The organism is Pseudomonas yamanorum (genome assembly GCF_013386765.1).
In the GTDB taxonomy this organism is placed as follows: domain Bacteria; phylum Pseudomonadota; class Gammaproteobacteria; order Pseudomonadales; family Pseudomonadaceae; genus Aquipseudomonas; species Aquipseudomonas yamanorum_A.
In genome coordinates, this window is the sequence record NZ_JACARE010000014.1 from 44869 (window position 1) to 63922 (window position 19054).

Genomic DNA, 19054 nt, shown 5'->3' on the forward strand with positions numbered 1-19054 from the left:
TAGGGTGGTCCGGCGTTATTCCAGCATTTTGCCCAGCAACCAACTGCCCGCCGGGCCCGGCGGGTGCTGGCGTGACCACAACGCATCCACCGCCACCGACCTTGGCCAGCCCCGGGCCTTGATTTCACACAGGTGGCCGCCGCCAAACCGCTCCACCAACCAGCGTGGCAGCGGTGCCCAGCCGAAGCCCAGTTGCGCCATTTCCATCAGCATCAGGTAACTCGGCGCCGACCACACACGGCCAAGGCCACGGGTTTCATTCGGGTTGATGATGCTCGCCAGGCGCAGTTCGCGGTGTTTTTCCAGGGTCTGCTGGTCGATGTCCGCAAGGTTCGCCAGTGGATGTTTGGGTGAGACAAACAGCGCAATTTCCGTACGCTCTTCCACGGCGGTGCTGGTGAGGTCCGGCGGGTAGACTTCCTGCATCTCGATAAACGCAATCTGCGCCCGGCCGCTTTGTACCAGGGCGATCAAGTCTTCGCATTCGGCGATCAGGCATTCCAGTTCCAGGTCCGGGTAGCGCTGCTCGAACGCGCTGAGGGCGGTTTCGAAGCGGTCCGACTGATAGGTATCGGACATGGCGATACTCAGCTTGGGCTCCAACCCCTGGGACAACTGGCTGGCCGCCAACTCCAGGCGGCTGCTGGCCTCCAGCACCTGCTCGGCGCGTTGCAGCAGCACGTGCCCGGCCGGGGTCAGTGTCGGCTTGCGGCTGCTGCGATCAAACAGCACCACGTCCAGGTCAATCTCCAGGCTGGCCACCGCCGCGCTGACGGTGGACTGGCTCTTGCCCAATTTGCGCGCCGCCGCTGAAAACGAACCCTGGGTCGCCGCCTGGACAAACGCCTGAAGCACTTCATGGGAGGCCATGACTATCGCCTTGATCGATGGTTATTGGTTATGAAGTATCGGCTCAAGGGGTAATGATGGCAACCATCGTCACTCACGGAGAACGGGGCATGACACCCACCAAGTCGATTACTGAACGCGTTTGGCAGGCCATTGGTTTTGAAGGCCTGGCCTTGTTGATCTGTACGCCGCTGCTGGCGTGGATTATGGATAAACCGGCCCTGGAGATGGGCATGGTGACCCTGGCCATCAGCCTTATGGCGCTGGCCTGGAACGTGATTTTCAACGGCCTGTTCGACCGTCTCAAGGCGCGCCTGCAACTGTCCGGCGGGGTATGGACCCGCGTGCTGCATGCGTTGATGTTTGAAGGCGGCCTGGTGGCGATCTGCGTACCGTTGATTGCCTGGTGGCTGAATATCAGCCTGATGCAGGCGTTTATCCTCGACATTGGCGTGCTGCTGTTTTTCCTGCCGTACACCTATGTGTATCACTGGGCGTATGACGCGGTGCGGGAGCGGATCATGCAGAAACGCGAGACGAAACAACTCGCCTAGAAAAACCCGGGTAAACAAACCCGGGTAAACAACTTGCGTAGCAGCTGTCGAGCCTGGGCGAGGCTGCGTCGGGAGCGACTCGGTTCCGAGCCAGCCATCGGGATCGGCGGCGCGGCCTACGCAGCCTCGCCTGGGCTCGACAGCTGCTACGGGGGGGGAAGTCAGGTGAGTTTTAACGCGCTGACAAAATCGAGGAACGCCCGCACCTTGGCCGCCGGCAAATGCCGCGACGGGTAGAAGGCATACAACGGGAAGCGCTCGTCGGGCCAGTCGGGAAACAGCTCGACCAACGCGCCGGATTCGAGCGCAGGCATAAGCCCGAGGTCGAGCATCTGCGCCACTGCATGCCCGTGTTCGCACACGCTGTACAAGGTCCCGGCATCGTTGACCACCAGCCGCCCGCTGGTGGCGACGTTGATCTGTTCGCCGGGCCGGTGGAATTCCCAGCCAAACGGTCGGCCGGTCTGGGAGTCGCGAAAATCGATGCACACGTGCTGGCCGTCTTCCAGGTCCAGCGGGTGTGAAGGGCGGCCATGGCGCTCGAGATAGGCCGGCGAGGCCAGGGTCAGCACCCGCACTTCCATCAGCTGGCGCGCGATCAATGAGGAGGATTGCGGAATGCCAAAACGGATGGCCAGGTCAAAGCCATCCGCCACCAGGTCCCCGAGTTGATCCCGGGTGTGCAGGTCCAGTTGCAGCTGCGGGTATTGGCTCATGAATTCGCCGAGCACCGGCCCCAGCACCAGCCGCGAAAAGTACGGGTCGATATTGACCCGTAGCCGCCCGCGCACGGTCAGGGCGCTGTCGGCCGCGGAGCTGGCGGCCTCTTCCAGGCCGGCCAGCAGCGGGGCGATTTGCTGGTAGAAACGCCGGCCCTCGTCGGTCAATTGCACCGAGCGGGTGGTGCGGTCAAACAGGCGAATCCCCAGGCGTTTTTCCAGGCGCGAAATGGCCCGGCTGACCCCCGAAGGCGTCATCTCCAGGCTGTCGGCGGCGCGGGCAAAACTGCCGCTGTCGACCACGGCGGCCAGTACGCCCATGCCACCGGCCAGTCCTGGATCAAAACTCATGGGTGATTGCCTGTCAGGTATCCGAAAGCATTGATGCTAGCGGAGAATCCGAGCGCGTTACAGAAACATCCCGCCCGACGCTTCGACTCGCTGCCCGGTGATCCAGTTGCTGCCATCGGCCAGCAGGGTGGAGATCGCCCCGCCAATGTCATCCGGCAAGCCCGCGCGACCCAGGGCAGTGTTGTTGGCAACCATGGCGTTCACGTCCGGGTTGTCGCGCACCGCGCCGCCGCTGAAGTCGGTGGCAATGGCGCCGGGGGCCAGGGTGTTGACGGTGATGCCACGGGCGCCCAATTCCTTGGCCTGGTAGCGGGTCAGCACTTCCACCGCGCCTTTCATCGAAGCGTAGGCCGAGTATCCCGGCAGGCTGAAGCGCGCCAGGCCGCTGGAGATGTTGATGATGCGGCCACCGTCGCTGATCAGCGGCAGCAGTTTCTGGGTCAGGAAAAACGGGCCCTTGAAGTGGATCGCTACCAGTTGGTCGAACTGCGCTTCGGTGGTTTCGGCGAAGCTGGCGTGGGCGCCGATCCCGGCGTTGTTGATCAGGAAGTTGAAGTGCGCCTGGGCGAACACTTCCTGCAATACCGAACCGACCTGGGTGATGAAGGCATCGAAGGTCGAACTCTGGCTGACATCCAGTTGCAGCATCGCGGCCTTGCCGCCCAGCGCCTCGACTTGGGCGACCACCGCCTGGGCTTCGTCCGCCGCGCTGTGGTACGTGCCGATGATGTCGACGCCTTGTGCCGCCAGGTGCAGCGCAGCGCTTTTGCCCAGGCCGCGGCTGGCGCCGGTGATCAGTGCGATTTTACGGGTCATGGTTGAGTCCTCGGAGCGTGTGAGTGTTCGTGGGACTGAGTGTATTTGTCCGCCCATAACGTGATAAACAGAGCTATACCGGAATCACTGGCCGGATAAGGCGAACAATCCCATGAACAAACTTGAGCTGCTGCGCACCTTCGTGCGCGTCACCGAACTGTCGAGCTTCACCCAGGCGGGCGAGAGCCTGGGCCTGCCGCGCTCGACGGTGTCGGAGCATGTACAGGCGCTGGAAGAATTGCTGGGGGCGCGCCTGTTGCAGCGCACCACGCGCAAGGTCCAGGCGACCCAGGATGGCCGCGTGCTGTACGAGCGCAGCAAGGATTTGCTGTCCCATATGGAAGAGCTGGAAGGCTTGTTTCGCCAGGATGAGGCGCAGTTGGCGGGGCGAATCCGGGTGGACATGCCCAACGTCATGGCCCGCGAACTGATCCTGCCGCGCCTGCCGGAATTCATGGACCTGCACCCGCTGATCGAGCTGGAAATCAGCAGCACCGACCGCCAGGTTGATCTGCTGGCGGAGGGCTTCGACTGCGTATTGCGCGTGGGTGCACAGCCGGACCAGTCGGTGGTAGCCCGGTTGTTGTGCAGCATGCCGATGATCAACTGCGCCAGTGCTGCGTACCTGAAGCGCCATGGGGTACCCAAGACGCTCGCTGATTTGGCTCACCATCAACTGGTGCATTACGTACGGCCGCTGGGCTCACGTTCGCCAGGGTTTGAATACGTGCAAGGCAACAAGGTGCACCGGCTTCCCATGGCCGGGCGCGTCACGGTCAACAGCACCGACGCTTACCGGGCGGCGTGCATCGGTGGCTTTGGCCTGACCCAGGTGCCGGCCCTGGGCATTCACGATCAACTGGCCAGCGGCGAGTTGGTGGCGGTACTGCCGGACTATCCGGCGCCGGCACTGGACGTGTCCCTGCTGTACGCGGGCCAACGGCATTTGCCGCTGCGGGTGCGAGTGTTCATGGACTGGCTGGCCGCCACCTTGCAGGCCGCGCTTAACGCCGGGCAGACAACTGCTGCGGCGCCAGGAACGCATCGTGGAAGTAATCCCGAAACGCCTGCATCGCCGGGGTGAAGTCACGCTCGCGGTGCCAGGCCAGGCCGACGCTCATGGGCGTGACCTTGTCCGTCACGCTCACGGTTTCGATGCGCTTGCCTTCCAGTGACCAGGGGCGATGCACCAGGTCCGACAAAATCGCCACGCCGCTGCCGTTGGCGACCATGCTGCGCACCGCCTCCACCGAACTGGTGCGCAGCCGCACCCTGGGCGTTTGCCCGGCCTGTTCCCAATAGCGCATGGCGCTTTGTTCGGCTTCATCGACAGTGAGGAAAATGTACGGCTCCCGGGCCACGTCCGCGAGGCTGACGGCCGGGCGTTCGCACAACGGGTGATGGCTGGGCAGCCACAGGCGGCGCTCGGAGTTGAAGAGGATTTCCGAGACGATATCCGGGTGAGTGAGGTTGGCGGTGAGCACCACGGCCATGTCGAACTGGCCGTTGAGCAGGCCGTGTTCGATGGCCTGGCGTTCCTGTTCGAAGACCTCGATGGTCACGTCCGGGTGCCAGTGTTCCATGCGCTGCAAGTGGTGCGGCAGGAAGTAGCCGAGCACGGTGTAGCTGGCCGCCACCCGCAGTACGCCGCTGGCGCGGTAGTCGGGCAACGGGCTGTTCAGGGCATCGTCGACGCTGCGCACAATCACATAGGCGCGGTTCAGAAAATGTCGCCCGGCGTCGGTCAGGCTCATGCCTTGGGCCGAGCGCACAAACAACTGCGCGCCGAGCATCGCTTCCAGCTCCTTGATCGCGGTGGTCACCGCCGATTGGGAGATGTTCAGGTGAATCGCCGCCTGGGAGATCTGGCCGATTTCGGCGGTGGCGACGAAGTAACGGATTTGGCGCAGGGTCAGGGACATGTCGGGTATCTGATTTTCAGAAGATGACCCATCTGATAATAGATCTTCCCAAGGGGTCAAGCCGCAGCCTAATTTCCATGGCATGAACTTCAACGGAGCGACCCCGATGCAGGCAGTGGATTTCAACTCAGACATGGGCGAAGGCTTCGGCCCCTGGACCATCGGCGACGGCGTCGACAGTGAACTGATGGCCTACATCAGCTCGGCCAATATCGCCACCGGCTTCCACGCCGGCGACCCGGGCACCATGCGCCGTACCGTCGAGCGCGCCAAGCAGTTGGGCGTGGCGATTGGTGCACACCCGGGCTTTCGTGACCTGGTGGGTTTTGGCCGTCGCCACATCAATGCCCCGGCCCAGGAACTGGTGGACGACATGCTCTATCAGCTCGGCGCCCTGCGGGAAATCGCCCGGGCCCAGGGCCTGACGCTGCAACACATCAAACCCCACGGCGCGCTCTACATGCACTTGGCCCGGGACGAAGAGGCGGCACGCTTGCTGGTGGAAAACCTGCAACGGCTGGAGCCCACGTTGTTGCTGTATTGCATGCCCAATTCGGTGATCTGGCGGATCGCCAAGGAACTGGGCCAGCCGGTGGTGCGGGAGTTTTACGCCGACCGTGAGTACGATCTGTCGGGCTCCATCGTGTTTACCCGCAATGTGCGGGCGCTGGACCCTGCGACGGTGGCGGCGCGGGTGCTGCGGGCGTGTCAGACCGGGCTGGTGCGTACCGTCGAAGGGGAAGACCTGTTTATCGAATTCGATTCCATCTGCCTGCACAGCGACACCCCCGGCGCCCTTGAATTGGTGGAAGCCACCCGTGAAGCGCTGGACCAGGCGGGGATTGAAGTGCACACACCTCGCTGACCGACACCGGTGCCCAGACACCGGGTCTGACTGATTTTTTGCCTGCCTTTCTACAATGATTCCAAGAGGAACAGACATGGCCGAATCTTCCCCGATCCGCTACAGCTTTGGCGGTGATGAGCACCTGTTTGCCGAGGTCAGCGAGAGCATGTCCCTGGAGGCTTTCTTCAAGGGCATGGCCGTCACCCGCGCGGTGGAGCGCCTGGCCCTGGACGGTGTGCTGGACGTGTGCCTGGCGAATGCCTCGTTCCAGATCCGCTTCGACCCGGACCGCATCGCGCCCCATGTGCTGCTCGACGCGGTGCAAAGCGCCGAAGCCCAGGCTGTGGCCGAACGCACCTTGCACACCCGCATCATCGAAATCCCGGTGCTGTACAACGACCCCTGGACCCATGAAACCTTGATGCGCTTTCGCGACCGTCATCAAGACCCCACCGGTACCGACCTGGAGTACGCAGCGCGGATCAACGGCCTGGCGGATGTGGAGGCGTTTATTGCGGCCCACAGTGGCGCGCCGTGGTTTGTCTCGATGGTGGGGTTTGTGGCGGGCCTGCCGTTCATGTTCCAGATGGTGGAGCGCGAGCGGCAGTTGCAGGTGCCCAAGTACCTGCGCCCGCGCACCGACACGCCAAAACTGACCCTCGGCCACGGCGGTTGCTTCGGCTGTATCTACTCGGTACGCGGCGCTGGCGGTTACCAGATGTTCGGCGTCACCCCGGCACCGATCTACGACCCTCAGCAGCAGTTGGCGTACCTCAAGGAACACATGGTGTTCTTCCGCCCGGGCGACATCGTGCAATTCAAACCCATGGACCGCGACGCCTATGACCTGGCCGTGGCAGAAGTGGACGCGGGGCGTTTCGACCTGCGCATCCGCCCGGTGGAATTTTCCCTCGACGCCTTTCTCGCCGACCCCATCGGTTATCCGAAAACCCTGCAGGAGGCGCTGGCATGATCAAGGTACTCAAACCCGGCCTCGCCACCTCGGTGCAGGACCTTGGCCGTGAAGGTTATTACCACCTGGGCATCCCGCCGTCCGGCGCGCTGGACCAATACGCGTTGAGCGCGGCCAACCACCTGGTGGGCAACCCGGCCGGCGCCGCCGGTCTGGAATGCACGTTGATCGGGCCGGAGCTGGAATTTCAGCAGGACGCCCTGGTGGCGTTGTGCGGCGCCTTGATGTCGCCGCGCCTGGACGGTGTGGTGGTGCATCAGGACACCGCGTTTCAAGTGCGTGCCGGGCAAGTATTGCGCTTCGAATTTCCCAAGGCCGGTGCGCGGACTTACCTGGCGGTGGCAGGTGGCATTGATGTGCCGCTGGTGTTGGGCAGCCGCTCTACTTACACCCTTGGCGCCTTGGGCGGTTTTCAGGGCCGGCGGTTGGTGGAGGGTGATGAGCTGCCCGTTGGCGAGGCCAGCGGCAAAGGCCGGGCGGGCAATAGCTTGCCCATGGCGTTGCGCCAATCGGTGGGCGGCGACGTGACGCTACGGGTGGTGCCGGGGTTGTATTACGAGCGACTGACGCCCGCAGCAAAAACCAGTTTCTTTGCCGAGCCCTGGACAGTCGGTTCGGAAGCGGACCGCATCGGCTATCGATTCAAGGGCGGCAGTGCCTTGAGTTTTCAGCCACGGGAGCAGCCGTTTGGGGCTGGCTCGGATCCGTCGAACATCGTCGACAGTTGCTACCCCATCGGCTCGATCCAGGTGCCGGCCGGGCTGGAGCCGATCGTGCTGCATCGGGACGCGGTGTCGGGTGGCGGCTACGCGATGATTGGCACGGTGATCAGTGCCGATCTGGACCTGATCGGGCAGATGCAGCCGAACCAGCGAGCGGGGTTTGTGGCGGTGACGCTGGAGCAAGCGCTGGAGGCGCGGCGGGTGTACAAGAAGCGGCTGAAGCTGATGGGCGGGTTGTTCAATAGCTGAAAACACCGCCGAACCCACTGTGAGAACTGGCTTGTGTGGGAGCTGGCTTGCCTGCGATAGCATCACCTTGGTGTAACTGATACACCGCGGCGCCTGCATCGCGGGCAAGCCCGGCTCCCACACAAGCCAGCTCCCACATTTTCATCGGGTTGTGTCAGAACAACTTGGTAAACAACCAGTACAAGCTACCCGACAGCAAAATCGCCGCCGGCAACGTCAGCACCCAGGCCATCAGCAAATTGCGGATGGTCTTCATCTGCAAACCCGCCCCGTTCGCCACCATGGTCCCGGCTACGCCCGACGACAGCACATGGGTGGTGGACACCGGCAAGCCATACATGTCCGCCGCGCCGATGGTCAGCATCGCCACCATCTCCGCCGATGCGCCCTGGGCGTAGGTCAGGTGGGTCTTGCCGATCTTCTCGCCCACCGTCACCACGATACGTTTCCAGCCGACCATGGTCCCAAGGCCGAGGGCGATGGCCACGGCGATCTTGACCCACAACGGGATAAACCGCGTGGCGCTGTCAATCTGTTGCTTGAACAGTTGCAGCTTGTTCTGGGTGTCGGCGTCAAAGTTGCCGACCTTGCCCTTGTCCATCAGGCGAATGGTTTCGCTGGTCAGGTACATGTCGTTACGCACGTTGCCCACCGCTTCCACCGGTACGGCAGCGAGGGAGCCGTAGCTCTTCACTTCTTCGCCGATATGCCCGGTGATGGCGGCGAGGGCGGGCACCAGTTCCGGCGTGGCTTCCTTGGTGCGCACATAGGTCGACAAGGTGGCACGGGAATCGGCCGGTGCCAGTTGCGGGGCGCTTTTCACCAGGGCCGCCTGGGTGACTTCGGCCACGGCGGCGAACTGCAAGGACTCACCGGCCGGCATGGTGCGGTTCAGCGCGTAGGCCATCGGCAGGGTGCCCACCAGGATCAACATGATCAGGCCCATGCCTTTCTGGCCGTCGTTGGAACCGTGGGCGAACGACACACCGGTGCAGGTGGCGATCAACATGCCACGAATCCACCAGGGCGGCGGGGTGTCGCCTTTTGGCGCCTTGTACAGTGCACGGTTTTTCACGAAGGCCCGCAACGCCAGCAACAGCAAGGCGGCGAAGGCGAAGCCGATCAGTGGCGACAGCAGCAGTGCATAACCAATCTTGATCGCCTGGCCCCAGTCGACGCCGCTGGTGCCGTCACGCCCGTGCATCAATGCGTTGGCCACGCCGACGCCGATGATCGAACCGATCAGGGTGTGGGACGACGACGCCGGCAAACCCAGCCACCAGGTGCCGAGGTTCCACAGGATTGCGGCGATCAACAGCGCGAAGATCATCGCAAAACCGGCGGAGGAGCCGACCTGCAAAATCAACTCCACCGGCAGCAGCGCGATGATGCCGAACGCCACCGCGCCGCTGGACAGCAGCACCCCGAGGAAGTTGAAAAAGCCCGACCACACCACCGCGAAATGCGGCGGCAGCGAGTTGGTGTAGATCACCGTGGCCACGGCGTTGGCGGTGTCGTGGAAGCCGTTGACGAACTCGAAACCCAGGGCGATCAACAGCGCCACACCCAGCAGCAGGAACGGGGTCCAGGTGGTGACCACGGTGCCCAGTTCGTGCATGTCGTGCATCAGGCTGTAGGCGGTGAACAGCAGGCCCATGGCGAGTACGGCGAAGAAAATGATCACCGTCACAAGGCCGGGTTTCTTGTCCAGGCGCGGTTTGGGGTCGGTGGTGGCGGAGGCGGTGGAGGCGGTCAGGGAAGGGGTGGCCATGCCGGAGCATCCAGTGTTGAGGAAGGATATCCGTCATGATCATTGCAAAATGTTACAGAGATGCTGCGGTAAATCAGTGTTTAAGGAATTGGGATTGCCGCCGGTCTACAAAACACCGCATATCAAATGTGGGAGCTGGCAAGCCTGCGATAGCGGTGGTGACTGACACACCGCTATCGCAGGCAAGCCAGCTCCCACATTTGATTGCATTTCAGCTCTAGTAATCCCCGCGCTTGCGAAACGCCCAGCGCCCGGCAATCAACGTGAACGTGGCCACCAGCGCCACCAGAATCCAGAAGCCCTCGGGGTCCGTAGAAAGCGGCACGCCACCCACGTTCATGCCAAAAAAACCGGCGATGATATTGATCGGCAGCGCCAGCACCGTGACCACCGTCAGGGTAAACAGCGTGCGGTTGCTTTGCTCGTTGAGGTTGGCGGCGATCTCTTCCTGCAGCAGTTTGATCCGCTCCCCAAGCGCCGTCAGGTCGTTGATGATCAGCGCAAATTCCTCGGTGGATTTGCGCAATTCCTTAACGTCTTCCTTCTGCAACCATTGCGGTGGGCGGTTGAGCAGCCGCAGCAACGAGCCGGGCTCCAGTGCCAGCAGCCGTTGCAGGCGCACCAGCACCCGGCGCGCGGCGCCCAGTTCGGCACGGTTGGTGGACAGCCGCGACGACAGCAACTGATCTTCGATCTGGTCGACGCTGAGGCTGGTCTTGCGCACGATCTGCGTCAGCACCTCGCCCTGGTCCCGCAGCAAATGCACCAGCAATTCCAGAGGCGAACGAAACTGCTCACCGGCCTTGACCGACGAGCGCAGCTTGTCCACCGAGTGCAGCGGTTGCAGGCGGGCGCTGACCAGCAGCCGGCTGCGGGCGCAGACCCACAAGGTGGAGATGTCGGAAGACACCATGCTGCTGAAGTTGAACACCACGTCGTTGACCACCGCCAGCAAGGCCGAGTCCACGTGTTCGATACGGGTGGAGCGCGAGCCTTCGTGCAAGGCTTCGAAGAACTCCGCCGGCAGTTCCAGGTGCGCCTGCATCCAGCGCTCGCAGGCGGCGTGGGCGAGGTTCAAATGCAGCCAGAGGAATTCTTCGGGGTCACCGGGTTGCTGCAAGGCCGCCAGGGCGGTGGCTGAGTCAATCTGCTCGCCCTTTTCACCGGGGCGAAAACGAAAACCGTAAAGCAAGCCAAACAGGTCAGGGTCCTGGTGGCCGTGGTCGATGCTGTGGTTCATGGAGGCTCGCAGGGAAAGTGCCTGTAGGAGATTTCACAGGTTCACTTGCGTGCATCATGGCGACTGGATTTGACGGTTTTGTGACAGTTTGAGACAGGCGTCAGTCGCCCGTCGACAAACTGAAGCTGAATACCGTGCCGTCCTGCTCGTGGGATGACACTTCCAGGCGCCCGCCATGGGCATCGGCAATCTGTTTGACGATGTACAACCCCAGGCCCAACCCGGCCTGGGGCAGGGCGCCGGTCGGTCGGGAGTAGGGCTGGAACAGCAGTGGCATGGCCTGGTCACTGATCAGCCCACGGTTTTTCACCGTCAGTTCGAAGGTGCCGGCGTTGACCTGGGCGCTGACTTCCACCGGCCCTTCGGGGTTGCCGTGGCTGATGGCATTGGCCACCAGGTTGGAGAGCAATTGCGCCAGCCGTTCGCGGTCGCCGCGCACGCCGTCGAGGTTGCCGATGCGGGCGTGGATCAGCCGCGTTGGGTGCACGTGCTGCACCTCGTCCACCACATGCTGCAAGGTATCTTCCAGCCCGGAGCATTCACCGATGTTCACCGGGATGCCGCTGCCCATGCGCCCACGGGCAAAGTCCAGTACATCTTCCACCAACTGCGAGGCCCGGCGGCCGCTGGCGAGCATGTGTCGCACCAGGACGTCGGTGGCCGGGTCCGGGTGTTTGCGCAACAGGCGCTCGGCACCGACGTTGATCGCGAACAGCGGGTTGCGCAGGTCGTGGCCAAGCACGGCGATGAACTGTTCCCGCAGTTCGGCGGTTTCGCGCTCCTGCTGCAAGTCGGCCTCGGTTTGTTGCAGGCTTTCCTCGGCTTCGATTTGCAGCGACAGCACCCGGGCGAACGACTCCATGGTGGACTGGATGGTGCTGCTGCGCAGTTGCGCCGGGTTCGGGTCCAGGGCGCAGATGGTGCCGAAGAAACGCCCGTCGGTGCGGAACACCGGTACCGAGATGTAGCTTTCAAAGTGGTAGATGCGCGGTGTGTGGTGGTCGCGGTACAGCGGGTCTTCGCTGGCCTTGTCGATCACGATCGAGACGTGGGAGCCGCGAATTTCGTGGCACAGGGTGGTGGTCAGGTCCAGCTCGCCGCCGACCGGCAGGCCGAAGTCCAGGCGGTCGCGCACGGCGCAGGCGGTCCAGGAGTCATCGGTGACCCGGGCCACGGCGGCAAACCGCAGGCCGGTCATTTCGCTGATCACCTGGAGGATGGCAGGTACAGCACTGATTCGGCCAATGGTGGCAATGTCGGCGGCTTTTTGCCCCATGGCGAACGGTCTCGATCCTGATGCTGCTGGCGTTGTGCCTTGGCTGATGGTTGGGATTCTAGCGAGCTTGGCGGCACAAGGTACAAATTCGTTCACGGTAATTAGACTATTTGCTCTTCCGGGCGACGAGCGCGCATAAAAAAGCCGCGCGGCCCTTGGGGCGGCGCGGCTTTTGGGTGATTCAACTTATTTGTCTTGCTTGTTTTCCAGCACTTCGCCGGTCTTGGCATCCAGCTTCACGTCCCACTTCACGTTGCTGGTGTCACGCAGTTCGGTCTCGTAGACCAGGCGGCCGGCTTTGTCTTCCAGTTCGGTATCGACAATGGTGGCGCCCGGGTGCTGGGCCACGGCCTTGGCGTTGAGTTTTTCGAAATCCATGATGGCGCCGGATTTGAGCAGGCTTGGAATCTGGTCCGGGCGAACGTCTGCCTGGGCCAAACCAGCGGTGAGGGTCAGGGCGGCAGCGGCGAACAGGGCAGTGATGGTTTTCATGGTGTGATCCTTTGGGGTGAGCTGTTTAAGTGGGATCAGGTTAACCAGCGCAACTTAATTCACCCTTAAATTGCGCCGTTTGTTCAATCGGCCGCGAAGGCGGGGTTTCATGCTGGCGTCTCAATTATGGGAGACACAGATGAAACGGTTAATGACCTGGGTCTATGGGCCTGTGTTCTGGGTGGGGTTTATCGGTTGGGCGCTTTGGCTGGTGCAGGTGGACGCGCCGCAATGGCTGGGTCTGGTGTTCGTCACGGCGGTGGTGGTGTCGTTTATCGCTGAAGGGTGGATGCCTTATGAGCCTCAATGGAATCGTAACCAGGGGGATCGTCGGCGGGACATGATTCATGCACTGGTCAATGAAAGCCTCAATGCGGTGGGCCTGTTGAGCTTGCCCGTGTTGACCGCGCTACTGGCTTTCGACGGTGTATGGCCGCGCGCCTGGCCACTTTGGGAGCAGTTGCTGCTGGCGATCTTCATTGCCGATGCGGGCATCACCCTGATGCATTACGCCAGTCACCGGGTCGCCGCCTTGTGGCGCCTGCATGCGGTGCATCACAGCGTGCAACGGCTGTACGGCCTCAATGGTTTGATGAAGCACCCGTTGCACCAGATGCTGGAAGCCACGGCCGGGTTGGCGCCGTTGATCCTGCTGGGCATTCCCACGGATGTGGCGCTGCTGTTGGCCCTGGCGATTGCCATTCAACTGCTGTTGCAGCACTCCAATGTCGACATGCGCCTTGGGCCGCTGCGCTGGGTGTTCGCCTGGGCGCCGGTGCACCGTTTTCATCACATGAAGTATGGCCGGGCAGGGGATGTGAATTTCGGCTTGTTTTTCAACCTGTGGGATTGGCTGTTGGGCACCGCGTTTTACCGCCAGGACTATCGAATGGGCCAGGGCGACCTGGGGATTGGCAGCCGGCCGGATTTTCCGCGGGATTATGTGGCGCAGTTGTGTGATCCATTCAAAACGGTGCGCTTGAGCAAGGAGCCGCCGGTTCCCGTCGAGCTAGTCCAGGATGCGCACATGCAGGTTGCGCAACGATGCCCCGGCCGTGACGCCGAATAGCTGCTTCATGGTCCGGGAGAAATGCGCCGAATCGGCGAACCCGGCGCCATGGGCGGCCTCGGTCAAGGTGCCGCCGCCGAGTGCCAGCCCCAGCGCCACACGCAAGCGTCGCCACAGCACCAGGCGACGTACCGGCACCCCCAACTGGTTGGCGAACAAACGCTCCAGCTGGCTCAACGAAACGTGTGCGGCCTGGGCCAGGGCGTGGGCCGAGACCTTGCCGCTCAGTTGCTGGTCCAGCGCCAGCAATGCGCGCTCAACGCGGGCATCTTCCTGGGCGCGTCTGGGCAACTGCCGCAATGTGCGGTCGAGTGCTTCAAGGGACAGTTCGCTGTCGGCCAGGGCGGTTTGCAAAGAGGCAAAATCAAACGCGCCGGGCTCGGCATACACCATCAACACCTCACCGTCGGTGTGGAGGATGGCGTGGGGCATTCTTGAGGGGATAAACAGGCGATGGGCCGTGGTGACACGGCCATCGAGGCTGGCCGTGATCGGCCCGCCCGGGGAGAACATCAACTGATGGGCATAGTGTGCATGGGGCGCGGTATGCCCTGCCATGCCCTGGATCAGCCCGTAGTCAGGCCCCAGCCACAGGCGACCTGACCATTCGGGCGGCACTCAGTAACCGTTGTCCTGCAGCAGGTCGGCCACACTCGAGGACGGCCAGCGCTTGTAGTACTTCAGCAGTTCGGCGGCGCGGTTGGTGAAGATGCCATCGACGCCGGCCTTCATCACCTTGTCGAAGTCCACCGGCTCATCCACGGTGTACACGTGCACCAGCAGGCCCTTGTCGTGGGTCAACTGGTTCATCTCGGGTTTGACCAGGTCGGAGTAGCTCTGGTCGCCCAGGTTGGTCAACTGTGCCGATGGGCCGGTACCGATGGCGCCCAGGCTCTTGGCCTCGTCGATCCATTTTTCGAACTCGGCGGCGTCTTTCGGTTCTTGCTTGGCGTAGTAGGCGGCTTTGCTCGGCTCGCCGGATTCGGCGAAGGTCACCTTGGATTTCGGTTCGATGCTGCCTTCACCCACCCACAACAGCAGGATTTTCGGGGTGTTGGGCATCTCTTTTTGCAGTTCTTTCAGGCTGTCCTTCTCAAAGGTTTGCAGCACCACGCGGCCCTTGCCCTGGCCGACGCCGATGTTTTTCTGGGCCTGGTTGGAACCGGTGGAGCTCAGCCAGCCTTTATCCAGCAACTTGTTCTTGAGGTCGGCTTCGATACCCGGGAATTGCTTCGGCTCTTTGGTTTCGATGTACAGGCCGGGTTTGTGCTGCGGGTTGCCTTCGGCGATCTTGATGATTTCGTCCAGGCTCAGGATTTTCAAGCCGACGAAGCCAGGGCGGGCGCGGTCCGGGTAGGCGGCGTTGAACCAGCTGCCGGCGTCCAGGGTTTTAAGCTCGGCCCAGGTGAATTCGTTGGCCGGGCTGTCCTTGCGCTCGGGGAACTTGGTGGCGACGTCGGTGGTGCGCTGCAGGTTGTTGTCATGCAGGGCGAAGAGTACGCCGTCCTTGCTGCGTTGCAGGTCCATTTCCAGGTAGTCGGCACCCAGGTCGCGCGCGACTTTGTAGGCGGCTGCGGTGGATTCCGGAGCGTCGTAGGACGCGCCACGGTGGGCAATCACGGCAGGGTGCGGGATGCCTTCGTTGGTCGCGAGTTCGGTAGGGCTGATCGGGCTTGCCGCCTGCGCCTGGCCAAGGCCCAGCATCAGGGCCAGCAGCAGGGCACTCTTGGTAAACGTGACAGGCATATGCGAAGTCCTTTCGTGGAGGTAACTTTGAGAAGGGCTCCTTTTTAACAATTGAATGCGAATGGCGCTATCACCAAACCGACATTAACGTGTTCACGGGCCATTTTTCTGCGCTTTTGTGCTGTGCTATGCAGTACTCTTGGCCTCAGCTGCCCCATCAGAGGGCAGATTTTTCTGCCACGCGTGTAAACCATCTTTCCAGTCCAAGTAGGACTTTTCAGTGAGGTTTACCATGCGCATCACCTCCGAGCTTATCTGCCAGGCCGCCGACCAACTCCACGGTTTTGTCGGCCTGAACCGCAAGACCGGCCAGTACATCGTACGTTTCAGCGAAGACTCCTTCGGCATGGACGTGGCTGATGACGGCATCATCCCCACCGCCGAATTTGTCTGGCAGCCGGTTGACGCGCAGGCCATGACCTTGTCCCGCGAGCGGGTCCAATTGTTGCTGGACCAGAATATCGACGACCGCATCAACATCACGGAGCCGCTGCGGGTGTACATGCGCCGGGTGGAAATTCCACAGATCAGTGCGGTGCGCAGTCTGGTCAGTTGAGTGGCGCATAGCCCTGCGGCTGGAGCGCTTTTTGTGGCTAGGGAGCTTGCTGTGGCAGTGTGGCGAGAGAGCTTCTGTGGCGAGGGAGCTTGCTCCCGCTGGGCTGCGAAGCGGCCCCAAAATCTTGGGAGCGCTGCGCACTCCAGCGGGAGCAAGCTCCCTCGCCACAGAAGCTCCCTCACTACAGCAAGCTCTCTCCCCACAGAAGCTCGCTTGTCCAAATTGGGTGTTTTACACAGGTGGATGTTTCAGCGCTCGAACGCGTAAGACCGCTCCACCTTGCACACCCGCGTATGGCACGCCGAGTACCAGGTGGAGCGTCCCTGTTCGCGCACCTGGGTGTGTTCGGCGTGTTGCTTCCAGGCCAGGATCGCGGCTTCGTTGCTCCAGTAGGACACGGTGATGCCCAGCCCATCGTCCCCGCGCGCCGATTCCACGCCGAGAAATCCGGGCTGCTGCCGGGCCAGCTCCAACATGCGGTCGGCCGCTTGCCCGTAACCGTTGTCGCCTTCAGTGCGCAACGAACTGAATACCACGGCGTAATACGGCGGCGCAGGCGTCTTGGCGATCATGCGCACGCCCTCAGCAACGCAATGGCCAGTGGCGGAGTAACGCCCTTGAGTGCCGCACGTTCCGGCTGGAACAGGGTGGCGACAAAAAACGGATGGTCCAGCAATTCCACTGCCCGCAGGTCGCCCGCCGAGTCATGGCCGCTGGCGATCAGGTCGGCCTCCAGCAACGCGCTTTCGAAGTCAGGGTTGATGCCATAACGGCAACGGTAGCCTTCATGGACATCGAGTGTGCCGTAGGCCTCGGCGATGCGGGTAAAGGCCATCAAGCGGATGGTGTCTGTCGCTTCCACCAGGGCACAGGTCAGGGGCGTGAGCACCGCACGCGGCGAGTCGGGGGCCAGTTCGCCATGCTCGGCGTCGGCCCAGCCCAGCACGTTGCGGGCATATTCCAGCACCGCGTGTTGAAAACCGCCGCAGGTGCCGAGGAAAGGACGACGTTGTTCGCGGGCATAACGGATGGCCAGCAGGGCGCCGTCGAGGTCGCGGTAGGGGCTGGCGGGGACACACCAGAAGCCGTCGTAATGCTGCAATTGTTCGGTGGATTTGATCGTGTCGGTGGCCAGCCAGTCGAACCGCACCGTCAGGCCCAGCGCCTCGCCGGCCTGTTGCAACGCCAGGGGAATGGCCTGATGGGCGGTGACTTGGGCATCGTAGTCGCCGATCAAGGCGAGGTGCAGGGTGGTTTTATTCATTGCGGGTATCCGTGGCTTGTTGAGTCCTGGCGCTCACTATAGATTGGCGCTCACGCAATCAATATTGGCACTAACACACATGCTCAATGCAGCAACGCACTATCAAATCGACTACCCCGACCTTTCGCTGATCCTCGCGCTGGTGCGTGGCGGCACGCTCGCACGGGCGGCGGCGTTGTTGCGGGTGGATGTGTCTACGGTGTTTCGCGCGGTGCGACGGCTGGAGAAGGCGCTGGGCCAGACACTGTTTGAAAAGAGCCGCGCTGGCTACCTGCCCACCACCTTGGCCACCACCCTCGCCGGGCAGGCCGAACGTGCCGAACAGGCGCTGGAGGCCGCGCGTGTGGGCGTGGAGCAGGGCGGTGAAGTGATCAGCGGCACGGTGCGCCTGACGTGTACGGATTCGGTGTTGCAGTCACTGTTATTGCCGGCCCTGGCGCAGTTCATGCCCGGTTACCCGGCGCTGACCCTGGAGCTGAGCACCTCCAATGACTTTGCCAACCTCAGCCGCCGCGATGCGGATATCGCTTTGCGCCTGACCAAGGCACCGCCCGAACATCTGGTAGGACGTTGCCTGGGCACGGTGTCGTATCGGGTGTGTGCCAGTGCCGATTATGCCCGCCAGCATGCAGGCGCGGAGCTGGATGCCCTGAGCTGGATTGCGCCGGATGACTTCCTGCCGGATCACCCCACCGTTACCTGGCGGCGCCAGCACTTGCCGGGGGTGATGCCTGCCTATCGCTGCAACAGCATGGTGTCGGTAACCGAACTGGTGCGCGCGGGGCTCGGCGTAGCGGCGTTGCCGGATTACCTGCTGGGCGCGGGCCTGCACCCGCTGAGCCCGCCGTTGGTGGGGCACGACACGGCCCTGTGGCTGCTGACGCGCCCCGACTGCCGGGCGTTGCGCTCGGTGGTGACGTTGTTTGATCAGTTGGGCCAGCATGTGCGCTTGCCGGCGCACCCACTGTAGGAGCTGGCTTGCCTGCGATAGCGGTCTATCAGCCACCCATGTACTGGCTGACCCACCGCTATCGCAGGCAAGCCAGCTCCTACAGTGGGTGGGTGGCAGGGTCAGGTCTTGCGGACGAAGTGGTCATGCATTTCGCTGGTCAGCCCTTCGATGCGTTCGGTCAGTTGCTTGGTCATCTCGGTGAGCTTGGTGTTCTGCTCCAGCAGTTCCAGCAGTTGCTTGGTGGTCTGCGCCGCCTGGGCCTGGCGTTCGGTGTTGGCCACAGCCAGGGCCTCACGGTGCTGGGCGTCGGCGTCGGACTGGGCCTTGTCCCTTGCGGCCTGGCGGGTCTGGGCCAGCAGGATCAACGGCGCGGCGTAGGCCGATTGCAGGCTGAACGCCAGGTTCAAGAGGATGAATGGGTACACGTCAAAATGCGTGACGCCGGTCATGTTGAGCACCACCCACAGAACCACAATCGCCGTTTGTGCCCCGAGGAAGGTCGGGGTGCCAAAGAAGCGCGCAAAGGCTTCGGCTTTCAGCGCAAACGTATCGTTGCCAAAGGTCGGCGCGAGGTGGGCGTGTTTGCGGTGAAAGCGCAGGTGATCAACCTTGGCTTCTGTTTTCTCTTGGGTCATGGCGGGCTCGAATCCGTGGCGTAAGACAAGCCACCACTATAGACCGAGCCC

General features: G+C 62.5%; 21 protein-coding genes. 8 read left to right on the forward strand and 13 right to left on the reverse strand.

Annotated features, from left to right (window positions below; genetic code table 11):
• Nucleotides 1-15 precede the first annotated feature (15 nt).
• Complete coding sequence (locus tag HX875_RS08570) at nucleotides 16-870, reverse strand: LysR family transcriptional regulator (RefSeq protein ID WP_177042858.1); 855 nt, start codon at nucleotides 868-870, stop codon at nucleotides 16-18.
• Nucleotides 871-959: 89 nt separating this feature from the next.
• Here HX875_RS08570 and HX875_RS08575 point away from each other — a divergent pair, with 89 nt between their 5' ends.
• Nucleotides 960-1403 carry a multidrug/biocide efflux PACE transporter gene (locus tag HX875_RS08575; protein ID WP_177042859.1) on the forward strand — a complete coding sequence of 148 codons (444 nt, stop codon included), beginning with the start codon at nucleotides 960-962 and terminating at the stop codon, nucleotides 1401-1403.
• Between the two features lie 161 nt (nucleotides 1404-1564).
• On the opposite strand, the gene HX875_RS08580 is transcribed toward HX875_RS08575, so the two are convergent.
• Both HX875_RS08580 and HX875_RS08585 read right to left on the reverse strand, forming a co-directional pair.
• A complete protein-coding gene (locus HX875_RS08580) occupies nucleotides 1565-2473 on the reverse strand; it encodes a LysR family transcriptional regulator (RefSeq protein WP_177042860.1) in 909 nt (302 codons plus the stop codon).
• Between the two features lie 57 nt (nucleotides 2474-2530).
• Nucleotides 2531-3289, reverse strand: a complete 759-nt coding sequence (locus tag HX875_RS08585) for an SDR family NAD(P)-dependent oxidoreductase (RefSeq protein ID WP_177042861.1) — start codon at nucleotides 3287-3289, stop codon at nucleotides 2531-2533.
• A 112-nt stretch (nucleotides 3290-3401) separates the two neighbouring features.
• Between HX875_RS08585 and HX875_RS08590 the strand changes: the two genes are divergently transcribed.
• Nucleotides 3402-4373: a LysR family transcriptional regulator gene (locus HX875_RS08590; RefSeq protein ID WP_177042862.1), complete on the forward strand. Its 972-nt coding sequence runs from the start codon at nucleotides 3402-3404 to the stop codon at nucleotides 4371-4373.
• Here HX875_RS08590 and HX875_RS08595 read toward each other — a convergent pair.
• Complete coding sequence (locus HX875_RS08595; RefSeq protein WP_177042863.1) at nucleotides 4294-5211, reverse strand: LysR family transcriptional regulator; 918 nt, start codon at nucleotides 5209-5211, stop codon at nucleotides 4294-4296. The genes HX875_RS08590 and HX875_RS08595 overlap by 80 nt on opposite strands.
• Before the next feature lie 106 nt (nucleotides 5212-5317).
• Between HX875_RS08595 and HX875_RS08600 the strand changes: the two genes are divergently transcribed.
• The 3 genes from HX875_RS08600 to HX875_RS08610 all read left to right on the forward strand — a co-directional run bounded on the left by HX875_RS08600 (nucleotide 5318) and on the right by HX875_RS08610 (nucleotide 8002).
• Nucleotides 5318-6076 (forward strand): 5-oxoprolinase subunit PxpA, encoded by a 759-nt coding sequence (locus HX875_RS08600; RefSeq protein ID WP_177042864.1) that lies wholly within the window; start codon nucleotides 5318-5320, stop codon nucleotides 6074-6076.
• 76 nt (nucleotides 6077-6152) lie between these two features.
• Nucleotides 6153-7031, forward strand: a complete 879-nt coding sequence (locus HX875_RS08605; RefSeq protein ID WP_177042865.1) for a 5-oxoprolinase subunit B family protein — start codon at nucleotides 6153-6155, stop codon at nucleotides 7029-7031.
• Nucleotides 7028-8002, forward strand: a complete 975-nt coding sequence (locus HX875_RS08610; protein ID WP_177042866.1) for a biotin-dependent carboxyltransferase family protein — start codon at nucleotides 7028-7030, stop codon at nucleotides 8000-8002. Before HX875_RS08605 ends, HX875_RS08610 begins: the two co-directional genes overlap by 4 nt.
• Nucleotides 8003-8156: 154 nt before the next feature.
• Here HX875_RS08610 and HX875_RS08615 read toward each other — a convergent pair whose 3' ends face one another.
• From HX875_RS08615 to HX875_RS08630, 4 genes are all read right to left on the reverse strand, one after another.
• A complete protein-coding gene (locus HX875_RS08615) occupies nucleotides 8157-9773 on the reverse strand; it encodes an inorganic phosphate transporter (protein ID WP_177042867.1) in 1617 nt (538 codons plus the stop codon).
• A 217-nt stretch (nucleotides 9774-9990) separates the two neighbouring features.
• Nucleotides 9991-11013, reverse strand: a complete 1023-nt coding sequence (locus HX875_RS08620) for a transporter (RefSeq protein WP_177042868.1) — start codon at nucleotides 11011-11013, stop codon at nucleotides 9991-9993.
• Nucleotides 11014-11113: 100 nt separating this feature from the next.
• The gene (locus tag HX875_RS08625) at nucleotides 11114-12289 is read right to left on the reverse strand and encodes a GAF domain-containing sensor histidine kinase (RefSeq protein WP_177042869.1); all 1176 of its coding nucleotides are present in this window, start codon (nucleotides 12287-12289) and stop codon (nucleotides 11114-11116) included.
• A gap of 186 nt (nucleotides 12290-12475) precedes the next feature.
• Nucleotides 12476-12781 (reverse strand): PepSY domain-containing protein, encoded by a 306-nt coding sequence (locus HX875_RS08630; RefSeq protein ID WP_177042870.1) that lies wholly within the window; start codon nucleotides 12779-12781, stop codon nucleotides 12476-12478.
• 139 nt (nucleotides 12782-12920) lie between these two features.
• On the opposite strand from HX875_RS08630, the gene HX875_RS08635 reads away from it, so the two are divergent.
• Entirely contained in the window at nucleotides 12921-13850 is a 930-nt protein-coding gene (locus tag HX875_RS08635; RefSeq protein ID WP_177042871.1) for a sterol desaturase family protein, read from the forward strand.
• Here HX875_RS08635 and HX875_RS08640 read toward each other — a convergent pair.
• Nucleotides 13791-14468, reverse strand: coding sequence for a helix-turn-helix domain-containing protein (locus tag HX875_RS08640; protein WP_177042872.1), 678 nt, complete (start codon nucleotides 14466-14468; stop codon nucleotides 13791-13793). The genes HX875_RS08635 and HX875_RS08640 overlap by 60 nt on opposite strands.
• The gene (locus tag HX875_RS08645) at nucleotides 14469-15596 is read right to left on the reverse strand and encodes a glycerophosphodiester phosphodiesterase (protein WP_177042873.1); all 1128 of its coding nucleotides are present in this window, start codon (nucleotides 15594-15596) and stop codon (nucleotides 14469-14471) included.
• A gap of 232 nt (nucleotides 15597-15828) precedes the next feature.
• Here HX875_RS08645 and HX875_RS08650 point away from each other — a divergent pair, with 232 nt between their 5' ends.
• Entirely contained in the window at nucleotides 15829-16152 is a 324-nt protein-coding gene (locus HX875_RS08650; protein WP_177042874.1) for a DUF2025 family protein, read from the forward strand.
• 248 nt (nucleotides 16153-16400) lie between these two features.
• On the opposite strand, the gene HX875_RS08655 is transcribed toward HX875_RS08650, so the two are convergent.
• Both HX875_RS08655 and HX875_RS08660 read right to left on the reverse strand, forming a co-directional pair.
• Nucleotides 16401-16724, reverse strand: a complete 324-nt coding sequence (locus tag HX875_RS08655; protein ID WP_177042875.1) for an antibiotic biosynthesis monooxygenase family protein — start codon at nucleotides 16722-16724, stop codon at nucleotides 16401-16403.
• Nucleotides 16721-17416: a CTP synthase C-terminal region-related (seleno)protein gene (locus HX875_RS08660; RefSeq protein ID WP_177042876.1), complete on the reverse strand. Its 696-nt coding sequence runs from the start codon at nucleotides 17414-17416 to the stop codon at nucleotides 16721-16723. Before HX875_RS08660 ends, HX875_RS08655 begins: the two co-directional genes overlap by 4 nt.
• Before the next feature lie 79 nt (nucleotides 17417-17495).
• Here HX875_RS08660 and HX875_RS08665 point away from each other — a divergent pair, with 79 nt between their 5' ends.
• Nucleotides 17496-18386 (forward strand): LysR family transcriptional regulator, encoded by an 891-nt coding sequence (locus tag HX875_RS08665; RefSeq protein ID WP_177042877.1) that lies wholly within the window; start codon nucleotides 17496-17498, stop codon nucleotides 18384-18386.
• Between the two features lie 101 nt (nucleotides 18387-18487).
• Here HX875_RS08665 and HX875_RS08670 read toward each other — a convergent pair whose 3' ends face one another.
• Entirely contained in the window at nucleotides 18488-19003 is a 516-nt protein-coding gene (locus tag HX875_RS08670; RefSeq protein WP_177042878.1) for a DUF1003 domain-containing protein, read from the reverse strand.
• Nucleotides 19004-19054 lie beyond the last annotated feature (51 nt).

Coding starts and splice junctions, on each gene's coding strand:
- HX875_RS08670 (WP_177042878.1), bottom strand. CDS start 19,003: ATGACCCAAGAGAAAACAGAAGCCAAGGTTGATCACCTGCGCTTTCAC.
- HX875_RS08650 (WP_177042874.1), top strand. CDS start 15,829: ATGCGCATCACCTCCGAGCTTATCTGCCAGGCCGCCGACCAACTCCAC.
- HX875_RS08645 (WP_177042873.1), bottom strand. CDS start 15,596: ATGCCTGTCACGTTTACCAAGAGTGCCCTGCTGCTGGCCCTGATGCTG.
- HX875_RS08610 (WP_177042866.1), top strand. CDS start 7,028: ATGATCAAGGTACTCAAACCCGGCCTCGCCACCTCGGTGCAGGACCTT.
- HX875_RS08655 (WP_177042875.1), bottom strand. CDS start 16,724: ATGATCGCCAAGACGCCTGCGCCGCCGTATTACGCCGTGGTATTCAGT.
- HX875_RS08585 (WP_177042861.1), bottom strand. CDS start 3,289: ATGACCCGTAAAATCGCACTGATCACCGGCGCCAGCCGCGGCCTGGGC.
- HX875_RS08595 (WP_177042863.1), bottom strand. CDS start 5,211: ATGTCCCTGACCCTGCGCCAAATCCGTTACTTCGTCGCCACCGCCGAA.
- HX875_RS08635 (WP_177042871.1), top strand. CDS start 12,921: ATGAAACGGTTAATGACCTGGGTCTATGGGCCTGTGTTCTGGGTGGGG.
- HX875_RS08620 (WP_177042868.1), bottom strand. CDS start 11,013: ATGAACCACAGCATCGACCACGGCCACCAGGACCCTGACCTGTTTGGC.
- HX875_RS08615 (WP_177042867.1), bottom strand. CDS start 9,773: ATGGCCACCCCTTCCCTGACCGCCTCCACCGCCTCCGCCACCACCGAC.
- HX875_RS08570 (WP_177042858.1), bottom strand. CDS start 870: ATGGCCTCCCATGAAGTGCTTCAGGCGTTTGTCCAGGCGGCGACCCAG.
- HX875_RS08580 (WP_177042860.1), bottom strand. CDS start 2,473: ATGAGTTTTGATCCAGGACTGGCCGGTGGCATGGGCGTACTGGCCGCC.
- HX875_RS08600 (WP_177042864.1), top strand. CDS start 5,318: ATGCAGGCAGTGGATTTCAACTCAGACATGGGCGAAGGCTTCGGCCCC.
- HX875_RS08665 (WP_177042877.1), top strand. CDS start 17,496: ATGCTCAATGCAGCAACGCACTATCAAATCGACTACCCCGACCTTTCG.
- HX875_RS08625 (WP_177042869.1), bottom strand. CDS start 12,289: ATGGGGCAAAAAGCCGCCGACATTGCCACCATTGGCCGAATCAGTGCT.
- HX875_RS08575 (WP_177042859.1), top strand. CDS start 960: ATGACACCCACCAAGTCGATTACTGAACGCGTTTGGCAGGCCATTGGT.
- HX875_RS08630 (WP_177042870.1), bottom strand. CDS start 12,781: ATGAAAACCATCACTGCCCTGTTCGCCGCTGCCGCCCTGACCCTCACC.
- HX875_RS08605 (WP_177042865.1), top strand. CDS start 6,153: ATGGCCGAATCTTCCCCGATCCGCTACAGCTTTGGCGGTGATGAGCAC.
- HX875_RS08590 (WP_177042862.1), top strand. CDS start 3,402: ATGAACAAACTTGAGCTGCTGCGCACCTTCGTGCGCGTCACCGAACTG.
- HX875_RS08660 (WP_177042876.1), bottom strand. CDS start 17,416: ATGAATAAAACCACCCTGCACCTCGCCTTGATCGGCGACTACGATGCC.